Below are 11,315 nucleotides of genomic sequence, written 5' to 3'. Positions count from 1 at the left end.
CGCTGGGCGAGCTGCTCGCCCTCACCACGATCCCCCCGCTGGGCTGGGCCATGGCACTCGCCGCGGCCGCCTTGACCCCGCCGCTGTGCGACCTGGCCCGGCGGATCGGCCGGAAATCTCGATGACCAGGCACCTTCGGCCCTACCCGTACACGACCCCCGCGACGATCCTGAAGACGGACACCCACCGAGGTGCGACAGAGATTCCATTCCTGAGACAGCACAGCCCCAGGTAGTGCCTGAGCAGATCGACCACCCAGACGGCAACGCGGAGTAGTACATCCGGGACCGGTCCCGCCGAAGCATGTTAGGAAGCGGGCATGAAACTGCCCAACCCGTTCCGGCGGCGTCGGTCTTCGGCGCCACCGCCGCAACGCCCGGACCCGAGCAGCACGATGCGCCCAAGCGGCGAGCGCGAGCTGCGCGGTCACAGCTCGATCGTGTACCGCCTCGCCACCGTGCCGACCGCCGACGGGGTGCTGCTGGCCAGCGGCGATACCCAGGGCGGCGTACTGCTGTGGGACGGTCAGACCGGCGAGCGTCTCACTGAACCGGTCACCGTCGACGGCGTCACCGTGTCGGACCTGGCTGCGGTCAACCTGGGCGCCGACGGCTGGGCGCTGGCATGCTGCGGCTCCGACGGCGTCACCCTGTGGGACCCGCGCCGTATCGGTCAGCCGGGCTACGTACCACGGCGGCTCCTCGACACCGGTACGTCGGCGCTGGCGGTCATTCCGAGCGAGCCACAGCTGATCGTGCTCGCCGGCGTCACAGCGGTCACAGTGATCGACCCGGCGAGCGGGCGGGAGGTGTTCAGCTTCCCGCAGCCGCCACATCCCAAGGGCCACATCGGTGACCAGGTCTATCGGCTGGCTGGCGTCCGCTTCGACGACGAGACGGCCGGCTTCGTCGCTGCCAGGTACGGCGGTGCGCTTGAGATGTGGGAGCCGGCCGGGAACGTCTGGCGCCAGCGGAGTTTCTCGCTCGGTGTGCTCGGTCGTGGCGTGCTGACCGCATTCGACACCCGGCTCGCGATCACAGCCCGCCGCGGGGTCGAGGTGTGGGACCTGAAGACCGGTGAGCGCACCGCCCGGGGTGAGCTGGACACGCCCTTCGAGGTACTCGCGCCAGTTCAGCTCGGTCAGCAGACAGTGATCGCTGCGGCGTTTCGCGACCACCACGAGTGCGGGGTGCAGCTGTGGGATCCACAGGACCCCGCCGCGCTCAGCGCGGTGTTCAACCGGCACGGGCCAGCATTCGGCGATCCGAGGCTGGGCGGCGCGACGATCAACGCCGTTACCAGCATCGCCTGCCCGGACGGGAAGACCCGGGTGGCCAGCGCCGGCAACGACGGCTGCGTGCTCATCTCGGCGCCGCTCGACGAACACGACCTGGTCGCCGGGCAGCGTCCAGGGCCGGCACCACCGCAGGGCGGCGGCGGCAACTTCGCTCGGGTGCGCACGAGCGACGGCGAGATCGTCGGGCTGTGGTTCGCCCGCACTGGGGACGCCCGTGACCGCGGGCTCATCGAAGCCGTCCTGTTCCGCGAGGACCTCGGGCACCTGCTCGGCGCCGAACACCGTGTGGTGCCCAACACCTACGACGACAGCGGCGGTGCGTTCGTCATGTTCGGCCACCACCTCGCACCTGGGGAACCCGGTCATGCGTGACGCGTCGTGCCATGGCGTTCACTACCACCCTCAACGATCGCGAGCCCGGCTACGAGCTGAGCGTTTCGTCCTTGCGCAGGTGGACGAGCACGAGGAGGCCCTGCTGACCTGGGTTGAGACGCTGCCGTGGCGAACGGATCCTCTTGCGCGGCCGGCGGTGAAAGCCTCCCGTAGCCGCGCCGAGTGCCACCGCAGCACCGCGACATGCCACGTCAGATAGCAGAATTCTCAGAGGCCGTGGATTCGGCGGCCGGTGATCTGGTGCGGGACGATGCGGACGTACAGGTGACGCTCGCCGCCCGCCCACGGGGTGACGCCGGCGTTGGCTACCTTTTGCACCTCGTCCTCCGGTACGTGATGGGCGGGGCCCTGGATGAGTACGCTCCAGCCCGCCCGCTGGGCCTCGTCGATCCGATCCACCTGGAAGCCGATCTTGATCTCCACCCCTTCCACGCCGGTGCGCAGGTCCTGGTCCATGGGACCGCCGTGAGCCGTGCGGAAGACGATGGCACCCTCATGCAGCTTGTAGTTCACGGGCAGCACAGTGGGCCCGTCTGGGCTGTTGAACGCCACCCTGCCGATGCCGCCAGGCGCGACCAGCCGCAGGCACTCCTCGGGCTCGAGAACCTCCAGGACGGGATGGGCCGCGGCGGGACCGGGGCCCGGCGGGCGATCGCGCCCGCCGCCCAGCAGGTCCTGGACCGTGGTCTCCAGAGCGGCGGCCAGGCGAGTCACCGTACCCATGTCGGGCATGTCCAGATGGCTTTCCAGGTACTGGACGTATCCGGTGGACATGTTCGCCCGGTCGGCGACCTGCTCGAGGGTGAGGCCGAGCCGGTCTCGGTGATAGCTGATGCGACGTCCGAAGTCACCACTGCCGGTCATGGGTGTGTCCTTCCCTTGGCTGATAGTGCTCATGAAACTACCCAGGTGTTTCGAGAGCAGGCAGGGCCCTTCGTCCCTGACGCGGCCGACCTCCGGCCCTGCTGGAAACCGGGGCAAGCGCGGTCCGATGGAGGTGACGAAGGAGGACACGCCATGATCATCGTAGGAGTGGACGGCTCCGTGGCCGCGCGAGCCGCGGTGGAGTGGGCAGCCAACGACGCGTTCCGCATGCGGGTGCCGCTGCGCATCGTGCACGCCGTGGACCGCTCGCCGTACCAGATCAGCAAACACCCCACCCCTGCCATGCCGGATCTGCTGCTGCGCGAGGGGCAGCGGATCCTGCGTGAGGCCGAGGCACTGGTGCGCGAGCGCCAGCCTGCTGTCGAGGTCGAGACGCGGGACATCGAGGGTGCGCCTGCCGAGGTTCTGCGCGAGCAGGCCGAGGACGCCACCGAGGTCGTGGTCGGCAGCCGCGGGCGGGGCGGGTTCGCCAGCGCGCTGCTTGGCTCGGTCAGTATGCACGTGGCCGGCCACGTGCGCTGTCCCGTGGTGGTGGTTCGAGGCGAGCATCGGCCGACGTATGGAGAGGTCGTGGTCGGGGTGGACGACTCGCCGGAGTGCGAGCCCGCGCTGGCCTACGCCTTCGAGCAGGCGAAGCTCCGAGGGAGCGCGCTGCGGGTGCTGCATGCCTGGCAGGTGCCGGTGCACGCTTTCGCTCCGGAGGCCTCCTACGACATGGACGAGGTCCGTACGGCGCAGCATCAGTCCGTCAGCGACCGGCTGGCCATCTTCAGCAGGGACTACCCGGCAGTGAAGCTGGTCGAGGACGTCCAGTCCGCGGATCCGATGAACGCGCTCACCGACGCGTCGGAACGAGCGGACCTGCTGGTGGTGGGTTCACACGGCCGCGGCGCGCTGGGCTCGATGGTGCTCGGCTCCGTCAGCCGGGGCGTCCTGCACCACGCCCACTGCCCAGTGGCGGTCGTCCGCGCGTAACCACCGCCGGTCATGACCTTGGTCACCGGCATCGGGGACATTGGCCACTGCTGGGCGAGGCCGCGCTCGGGGCACCGTGAAAGTGGAGGTGGAATTCATGTCGATCGAAGTCAAGGACATCATGGGCCGCGTGGCCATCGCCGTGCTGAAGGACGCCTCGTTCGCGGAGATCGTGGAGGCGATGAAGCGGTTCGGGGTGGGCGCGGTCACCGTAATCGACGCGGACCGGCGGCCGGTGGGTGTGGTCTCCGAGGACGACCTGCTGCTCAAGGAGACCGACACGGCACGGTACAGCGTGCCGATATTCGAGTCCCGCAGGCGGCGGCTGGAGCACCAGAAGGCCGCCGGGGTGACGGCGGCTCAGCTCATGACGTCACCGGCGATCACCATCACGCCGGGCACCCCGGTACGGGACGCGGCCCGGCTGATGCACGCCAAGCGCATCAAGCAGCTGCCCGTGATCGACGTAGTCTCTGGACGGATCATCGGCACCCTGCACCGGCATGATGTGTTGCGCGTCTTCACCCGTCCGGCCGAGGAGGTGGATGCGGACATCAGGGCCGTGCTTCCGAATCCCGAGGCGTTCACGATCGAGATCGACCAGGGCGTGGTGAGAATCAGCGGCAGGGTCGAGTGGAAATCACAGGCCGTCGCCTTGACGGAACGGATCCGGGTGATCGAGGGCGTTGTGGACGTCAAGTCCGCGGTGACCTTCGACAAGGATGACCTCCTCATCGTCCCCTCGGGGATGTAGGAGGCTCTCGTGGACGCGACATGGCGGATCGACGTCACACGGGATCGTCCAAGGCGTCAGATTCGGCACGACGATGCCGGGCTAAAACGTTCTGCAACGCGGGAGCTGGTGTCAGGGTCGTGCCGGTCCGTGCTCGAGTGGAGCACTCATCATCCCGCTTACGTCGAGTTCGTCGCGCTATTGAAGCCGATCGAGGGTCTTTTGCATCCGTTCCACTTCCGTCCGCTGATCGGTCACGATCTTGCCGGCTAGTTGCTTCGCCTGGGGGTTCCGTCCCCGTTGCTGCTCGGTGCGGGCCATGGCGATCGCGCCCTGGTGGTGAGCAATCATCATCCGAAGGAATTCCTTGTCGAAGACGGAGCCCGTCGTCGCCTCCAATCTCCGCATGTCCTCGTCGGACATCGAGCCCGGCATGCCACGCCCCATTTCATCGGTGGGCATGGGGCCACGTCCGTCAGTGGGCATGGGGCCACGTCCGTCAGTGGGCATGGGGCCCGGCATGTCAGGTCCCATTCCATCGGTAGGCATGGGCCTGCCCCAGTCCTGCAGCCAGTCCTTCATCGTTTCGATCTCCGGCTCCTGAGCGGCCTTGATCTTCTCTGCCAGCTCTTTGACCTCCTTGTCAGAGGCCCGCTTCTCGGCCAGTTCGGCCATCTCGATCGCCTGCTGGTGGTGCCGGATCATCATCTGTGCGAACCTCACGTCCGCCTCGTTGACGTCGGGGCTAGGCTGAGCGCTTATTGCCGTCATGGCTGGAGCGGCCTTGGGCAGGGCGGACATGTCCTGGCCCGCCGTTACGCTGCCACATGCGGCGAGAATGGCCGTTCCCGCTGCCAAAGATGTGGCCAGCGAGATACCGCGAGTGGTCGCCGAGGTGATCATCATGGCTTTTCGAACCCCCGATCGTAGGCCATCAACCTGCGTGTAGAGACGTGGTTGACCGGCTCACCTACCCCAGAGCGGCTCTCACTACCCGCGTCACCTGCGGCGACAGTCCTGGCTGGCCATCCGTTGATCGGGCAGCCGGTCTTCCTTGCGTGCTCCACCTAGGCCTGCTGAATGGATGACCTGCTCGGTCCGGACGCGATCCTCAGACCCGCACACGGCCCCTGTGAACTTTTACCGAAGAAACCATGCACCGGCCCGCCGATCGCGTCAGCGCGGCGAGCAGGCTGGTTCAGAGTCCGAGACCCGGTCCATGCCTGCCAGGCCGCATGGGGCCATGTGCGCTGGTCAACAGGTTGTCTGTCTCGCGAGACAGGATCGGGCTCCAGCGTTCCCGGCGGTGCGGCACTTCCCGCAGCCACCGCACGCGGGAGATCGTCCGACGTCCCTATCGGTCCTCCCGCGCCTGTGACGGAGGACCTTAGACCCTAGTGCTCGGTACCTTGTGCCGTTTCTGCCGGGGCCACCAGCGGGACAGACTTGACGATGAGCTTCCCTTTCCGATGCCAGAAAGATCGGGAGGACGTCATGATGAAGCAACACGTGGTGCTGGCCGCCGTCGCGGTCGCGGCCGCAGTCCTGGCTGTGTGGGCCGGCGCGCCTGTTTACACGGTTCTGCTCGCGGCGGTCTTCCTGGTGTGCCCGGTGATCATGCTGTGGATGATGCGGTCCATGGGCGCTGACCACACCGAGCGCGATGACCGCGTGGCCGAGCGTGGCCAGGTGCGGGGCCCGAAGGGACCCGATGCCTCGTGACCGCGAGCGACTGGTTGATCATCGCCGTCTCCACAGCGGCGATCGCCTTTCTCGCCTGGTACTTCTTCGGACCGAGAAAGGGCCGGCTCGCCGAGCTGGGGGACGGGGCCCAAGAGGTCGAGATCACTGTCAAGGGCGGCTACGTGCCGGACGTCGTCCGTGTCCGCCAGGGCGTGCCGCTTCGGCTGGTCTTCGACCGGCGCGAAGGCGGCGAGTGCACCTCGCACGTGGTGTTTCCCGATTTTGGGATCGACCAGGCGTTGCCCGCCTTTCAGCGCACCGCCGTGGTGCTGACGCCGTCCAAGGCGGGCGAGTATGGCTTCGCGTGCGGTATGAACATGGTGCGCGGCCGCCTGATCGTCGAACCAGGCCCGGACGGGCAGATCCAGGCTGATAAGGCCGCCGCGAACGGTCACCACGGCGAACCCGCCTCCAGCCAGGACCGTCCGGATACACCCGGTTCACAGTTCGGGGCAGACGAGGGCGATGCCGAGGCGGCGGAGCGGCGGGCGGAGATCCGGGATCTGTCGTGGCGGGTGCTGGCCGGGGCGGTACTGACCGCGCCGGTGGCGCTGGCGGTGATGGCGCACGAGTTCTTCGGCGCTGCCTGGGTGCCGGATCTGCTGCTTAACCGGTGGGTGCAGCTCGTGCTGATCACGCCGGTGATGTTCTACACCGGCTGGCCGATCCACCGGGTGGGCTGGCTGAGCCTGCGCCACCGGGCGGCGGAGATGAACGCGCTGATCACGCTTGGCACGTGCGCCGCCTACTTCTACAGCCTGCTGGTCACCCTCGCCCCTGGACTACTGCCGGCGGAGTTGCGGGATGTGTACTACGAGGCCGTCGGCGTCATCCTGACGCTGATCCTGCTCGGCCGCCTGCTGGAGGCCCGCGCCAAGGCTGGAACCGGGCAGGCGATCCGCGAGTTGATCGGCCTGCAGGCCAGGACCGCACGGGTACGCCGCGACGACAGCGAGATCGAGGTCCCGATCGCCGAGGTGGTCCCCGGCGATCTGGTGATCGTCCGGCCCGGCGAGAAAGTCCCGGTGGACGGCGTGGTCATCGACGGCCGCTCCACGTTGGACGAGTCCATGGTCACCGGCGAGTCGATCCCGGTGGAAAAGGAACCCGGTGACCAGGTGGTGGGCGCGACCGTCAACCAGACCGGCGCCTTCACCTTCCGCGCCGAGAAGGTCGGCACCCAGACCGTGCTGGCCCAGATCATCCACCTCGTTCGGGCGGCGCAGGCGTCCAGGGCGCCCATCCAGCGCCTGGCCGACCTGGTGTCCGGCTACTTCGTCCCGGCGGTCATGGCCATCGCCGTGGTGACCTTCGCGGTCTGGTACGTCGCCGGGCCGCCGCCCGCCTTCACGCTCGCCCTAGTCGCGGCGGTCGCGGTACTCATCATCGCCTGCCCGTGCGCGCTCGGCCTCGCCACCCCGCTGTCCATCATGGTGGGCACCGGCAAGGGCGCCCGCGCCGGCATCCTGATCCGCGACGCCGCCGCTCTGGAGAGCGCGCACAAGCTGGAGACGATCGTGCTGGACAAGACCGGCACCATCACCCGCGGCCGGCCCGCGCTCACCGACGTGCTACCCACCGGGCCCCTGCCGGCCGATGACCTGCTCCGGCTCGCGGCCGGCGCCGAGCGCTCCTCCGAGCACCCGCTCGGAGGAGCCGTCCTCGCCGGCGCGGCTGGACGCGGCCTGCCTCGGGTCGAGGCGTCGGCGTTCGATTCGCAGACCGGCAAGGGTGTCTCGGCCACCGTCGAGGGACATCAGGTACTCGTTGGCGGCCACCGCTTGCTGGAGGGCGCCGGAGTGGAGGTGACGGCTCTGCGGGAGGCGACCGACCGGCTCGCCGAGCAGGGACGTACGCCCATCATGGTCGCAGTGGACGGGCAGCCCGCCGGGGTGCTGGGTGTGGCCGACACCGTCAAGGACGACTCCCGCGACGCCGTAGCTGCGCTGCGGCAGCTGGGCCTGCAGGTCGTGATGATCACCGGGGACAACCGACGCACCGGTGAGGCCATCGCCCGCCAGGTCGGCATCACACGCGTGCTGGCAGAAGTGCTGCCCGAGCATAAGGCCGCCGAGATCGCCCGGCTCCAAGGCGAGGACCGGCGCGTCGGCATGGTCGGCGACGGCATCAACGACGCCCCCGCCCTAGCCCAGGCCGACGTCGGCTTCGCCATCGGCACCGGCACCGACGTGGCCATCGAAGCCTCCGACATCACCCTCATCTCCGGCGCCCTCGAAGGGATCGTCACCACCATCCGGCTCTCCCGCGCCACCATGCGCAACATCCGCCAGAACCTGTTCTTGGCCTTCGTCTACAACACCGTCGGCATCCCCATCGCCGCCGGGATCCTGTACCCGTTCCTGGGACTGCGGCTGTCCCCGATTATCGCGGCCGCCGCGATGGCCCTGTCCTCGCTGTCGGTGGTCGGCAACGCCAACCGGCTACGCCGCTTCACCCCGCCGATCCTGACATCAGCGCCGCAACCGCCCACCGACCTGCCCATCAATGTGGAAAGAAGCATCGAACCAGAGGAAGCTGTCGACCCGGTCTGCGGCATGCTCGTCGACCCCGCCACCGCTGCCGCCTGTCTCGAACGCGACGGCACCACCTACTGGTTCTGCTCCATCCGCTGCCGCAACGCCTTTACCGCCCAGGGGCCACTGGCGCGCGCACACCATGGGTGACCTGGTGGCCGTTGACGCCCCGCCGCCTTGAGGGAGGCATGTGATGGTGGAGTGGATGATGCGCATCGTGCGACGCTACAAGTTCGATGACAACCCCACACGACGAGACCGATCAACACGATCCACAACAACGGCATGAAGACCATCCAGCCCCAGCCGCCGCCATCTCCGTACATCACCGTGCCCACCGCCCCACGGGGCTTCCCCTTCTTCACCCTCCATGCCGACCACGAACAGGTGGTAGGGCACTTCGACCCTGATTGGCCGGGGCGTTCCGCCCTCAGGGGCGCATGTCATGACGCCATAGCGGCCGGCGCAAGATCGAGGAACGCACCGCTCGGTTGGAGAGCCCGGAACAGGGAGGAACCCGGCTGGCGCTGGCAGATCCCTCTGTGAGCTTGGACCCCACGGGTGGGGACCAAGGTCCCTAGGCCGCACGTTCGGTGGCGGAAATCATCGAGAACATGATGACCACGCGCCCGAGGTCCGCGACCGGACCTGGCCATGACCCGGGACAGCACAACGTGCTGAGCATCGGCGCACTGCGCGGAGGCTGACCGCGGGACGGGTGAAGAGGCCGAGGGACCGGTCGATACCGCGGTGGCCGATCGAAGACCTGCGGCGGTGCTGCAACACCGCCACAGAGAGACCTTCGTCCCGAAAGGACCCCGAAGCGCGGACCCGGACACGCGAGAATCCCTCGCGACAATAGCCGGGTTCCCCTTCGTGCAACCAACCATGGGGAGCCAAAATGACCACGACTACTCTCGACGCCGTGACGTCGAAAGACGGCACCACGATCGCCTACCAGCGGCTCGGCCGCGGTCCCGGGCTGGTGCTCCTGCACGGAGCCATGCAGACCGGCCACAGCAACATCGAGCTGGCCCAGGCCCTCGCCGGCGACTTCACGTGCTACGTGCCCGACCGCAGAGGCCGGGGCTACAGCGGCCCCTGCGGCCCGAACTACGGCCTCGAGCGGGAGGTGGAGGACCTCGACGGGCTGCTCGAGGCGACGGGAGCGCCCTACGCCGTCGGCGTCAGCTCGGGCGCCATCATCACACTGCGCACCGCGCTCGTGCGACCCGGCCTGCGCAAGGCCGTGCTCTTCGAGCCGCCGCTGGATCTCGGCGGCACCTACCCGTCCGACTGGCTGCCCCGCTTCGACCGGGAGATCGCGGCGGGACGGCTCCCGGCCGCGCTGGTCACGGGCATGAGGGGCACGAGGCTGGGACCGCCGTTCTTAAGCCTCATGCCACGGGCGCTGCTGGAGCTACTCACGGCCAAGATGCTGAAAAGTCAGGAGAAGGCCGCTGCGGACGGGGAGCCGACGTTCCGGGAACTGGCGCCGACGCTGCACTACGACGCTCAGGTGGTGGCGGAGACGGCGTGCGATCTGGATGCCTACCGGTCGGTGGAGGCAGAGGTGCTTCTACTCGGCGGCACGCGCAGCCCGGCCCACCTGAGGTCCGCGCTCACCGCGCTGGAGTGGCTGCTGCCCCATGCCCGGCGGGTGGCCCTGGAGGGCCTCGACCACAGCGCCACCTGCAATGCCGCCTACCGCGGCCACCCCGAACGAGTCGCCACCGAGATCTGCCGCTTTCTCACTTGACGCGCGGCGGCCACGTTGTCGGGAGGGCGCTACCCGGCTCGTCTCTCACGCGGCGGCGCTCCTGCGGGGACGGTATTCAATCGGTAGTGGTGCACCGGAGGGGGGAAGGCAGGAGGCGGCTGTCAGCTGGAAACCTGCACCTGTCGTCACTCGGTTGAAACCACGGCTACCCCGCCAGAGGAATCCAAGGGCGTGGTGGCACTGGACAAGAGCGGTCACGCTGGGGGAGATCGCCGGGTTTACCGTGCCAGCGGTGGTAGGGACTCGGGTGGCCGCCGCCCGGGTGAGGAATGCCGGGCTTCGGGCCGCTGACGCAAGCCCTGGTGCTCGTCCTGGCCGATGCCGTGGAAGGCACGTTCCTCGGTTTGGTGCGGGCGTACGCGCTGCGGGCGGTGCTTCCCACATCGCGTGGACCGTCGGCGCATTGCCGGTCGTGCTGAGTGAGCGCGTGCTGCGGTGGCCTGTCGCGGTGCTCGTTCTGCTGTGGCGGACCATGGGGGTTGCATGGGGCGCAGAGCTGTGGGGAGTGCCGATGGTCCCCATTGATGTGGGACTTCGTCCTCTGTGGGTGAGTGCCTGTGGGGGGTGCACTGGAGTCATGGGAAATCGGGACCGCAGAAGGGGGACGGGGCACCCGCCCGCGCCCGGAGCCTTCCAAGGAGGTCGATGATGGACAGAACGATCGTCGTCGGGATCGACGGGTCGCGGACGGCGTGGTCCGCGCTCGCCTGGGCAACCGGAGACGCCGACCGCAGAGGTCTACCGCTACGGATCGTCCATGTGCGCGAACCCTGGTTGGCCGAGCACCCGCTCACCGCATCCGGCGACGAGGAGACGCTGACCAAGCGCTGCCGGGCGCTGCTCGCCGACGCGGCCGAACGCGCGGCCGCCCTCGCCCCAGCATTGAGAGAGTTCCATCCTGTTTCCGCAGGTAGAACGGGCTGGTGTGGTGGCGGTCAGGTGTGAACGTCGTGGTGGCGAGGCGAGATCATGAAG

9 protein-coding genes are annotated in these 11,315 nt (G+C 68.4%); 7 read left to right on the top strand and 2 right to left on the bottom strand.

Going from position 1 to position 11,315, the window contains the following annotated elements; translation table 11 throughout:
• The first annotated feature begins 394 nt into the window (after nucleotides 1-394).
• Complete coding sequence (locus tag ACIBVN_RS59495) at nucleotides 395-1,669, top strand: WD40 repeat domain-containing protein (protein ID WP_397151575.1); 1,275 nt, start codon at nucleotides 395-397, stop codon at nucleotides 1,667-1,669.
• Between the two features lie 228 nt (nucleotides 1,670-1,897).
• Here the strand turns inward: ACIBVN_RS59495 and ACIBVN_RS59490 are convergent, their stop codons facing one another.
• On the bottom strand, nucleotides 1,898-2,554 hold the full coding sequence (locus ACIBVN_RS59490; RefSeq protein ID WP_397151573.1) for a pyridoxamine 5'-phosphate oxidase family protein: 657 nt from the start codon (nucleotides 2,552-2,554) through the stop codon (nucleotides 1,898-1,900).
• Nucleotides 2,555-2,707: 153 nt separating this feature from the next.
• Here ACIBVN_RS59490 and ACIBVN_RS59485 point away from each other — a divergent pair, with 153 nt between their 5' ends.
• Complete coding sequence (locus tag ACIBVN_RS59485; RefSeq protein WP_397151571.1) at nucleotides 2,708-3,550, top strand: universal stress protein; 843 nt, start codon at nucleotides 2,708-2,710, stop codon at nucleotides 3,548-3,550.
• Nucleotides 3,551-3,647: 97 nt separating this feature from the next.
• The gene (locus tag ACIBVN_RS59480; RefSeq protein ID WP_397151569.1) at nucleotides 3,648-4,304 is read left to right on the top strand and encodes a CBS domain-containing protein; all 657 of its coding nucleotides are present in this window, start codon (nucleotides 3,648-3,650) and stop codon (nucleotides 4,302-4,304) included.
• Nucleotides 4,305-4,481: 177 nt separating this feature from the next.
• Here ACIBVN_RS59480 and ACIBVN_RS59475 read toward each other — a convergent pair whose 3' ends face one another.
• Nucleotides 4,482-5,189, bottom strand: a complete 708-nt coding sequence (locus ACIBVN_RS59475) for a DUF305 domain-containing protein (RefSeq protein WP_397151567.1) — start codon at nucleotides 5,187-5,189, stop codon at nucleotides 4,482-4,484.
• Nucleotides 5,190-5,777: 588 nt separating this feature from the next.
• On the opposite strand from ACIBVN_RS59475, the gene ACIBVN_RS59470 reads away from it, so the two are divergent.
• From ACIBVN_RS59470 to ACIBVN_RS59455, 4 genes are all read left to right on the top strand, one after another.
• Nucleotides 5,778-6,005, top strand: a complete 228-nt coding sequence (locus ACIBVN_RS59470) for a DUF2933 domain-containing protein (protein ID WP_397151565.1) — start codon at nucleotides 5,778-5,780, stop codon at nucleotides 6,003-6,005.
• Nucleotides 6,002-8,710: a heavy metal translocating P-type ATPase gene (locus ACIBVN_RS59465; RefSeq protein WP_397151563.1), complete on the top strand. Its 2,709-nt coding sequence runs from the start codon at nucleotides 6,002-6,004 to the stop codon at nucleotides 8,708-8,710. Before ACIBVN_RS59470 ends, ACIBVN_RS59465 begins: the two co-directional genes overlap by 4 nt.
• A 751-nt stretch (nucleotides 8,711-9,461) precedes the next feature.
• Nucleotides 9,462-10,319 carry an alpha/beta fold hydrolase gene (locus tag ACIBVN_RS59460; protein ID WP_397151561.1) on the top strand — a complete coding sequence of 286 codons (858 nt, stop codon included), beginning with the start codon at nucleotides 9,462-9,464 and terminating at the stop codon, nucleotides 10,317-10,319.
• A 666-nt stretch (nucleotides 10,320-10,985) separates the two neighbouring features.
• Nucleotides 10,986-11,285 carry a universal stress protein gene (locus tag ACIBVN_RS59455; protein ID WP_397151559.1) on the top strand — a complete coding sequence of 100 codons (300 nt, stop codon included), beginning with the start codon at nucleotides 10,986-10,988 and terminating at the stop codon, nucleotides 11,283-11,285.
• Nucleotides 11,286-11,315: the final 30 nt, after the last annotated feature.

The organism is Nonomuraea sp. NPDC049400 (genome assembly GCF_044466425.1).
Lineage (GTDB): Bacteria > Actinomycetota > Actinomycetes > Streptosporangiales > Streptosporangiaceae > Nonomuraea.
This window is presented reverse-complemented; position numbering and strand designations above follow the sequence as displayed.

What these genes read in the sequence shown, in the direction of transcription:
- ACIBVN_RS59490 (WP_397151573.1), bottom strand. Translation starts at nt 2,554, where the DNA reads ATGACCGGCAGTGGTGACTTCGGACGTCGCATCAGCTATCACCGAGAC.
- ACIBVN_RS59480 (WP_397151569.1), top strand. Translation starts at nt 3,648, where the DNA reads ATGTCGATCGAAGTCAAGGACATCATGGGCCGCGTGGCCATCGCCGTG.
- ACIBVN_RS59475 (WP_397151567.1), bottom strand. Translation starts at nt 5,189, where the DNA reads ATGATGATCACCTCGGCGACCACTCGCGGTATCTCGCTGGCCACATCT.
- ACIBVN_RS59485 (WP_397151571.1), top strand. Translation starts at nt 2,708, where the DNA reads ATGATCATCGTAGGAGTGGACGGCTCCGTGGCCGCGCGAGCCGCGGTG.
- ACIBVN_RS59470 (WP_397151565.1), top strand. Translation starts at nt 5,778, where the DNA reads ATGATGAAGCAACACGTGGTGCTGGCCGCCGTCGCGGTCGCGGCCGCA.
- ACIBVN_RS59495 (WP_397151575.1), top strand. Translation starts at nt 395, where the DNA reads ATGCGCCCAAGCGGCGAGCGCGAGCTGCGCGGTCACAGCTCGATCGTG.
- ACIBVN_RS59460 (WP_397151561.1), top strand. Translation starts at nt 9,462, where the DNA reads ATGACCACGACTACTCTCGACGCCGTGACGTCGAAAGACGGCACCACG.
- ACIBVN_RS59455 (WP_397151559.1), top strand. Translation starts at nt 10,986, where the DNA reads ATGATGGACAGAACGATCGTCGTCGGGATCGACGGGTCGCGGACGGCG.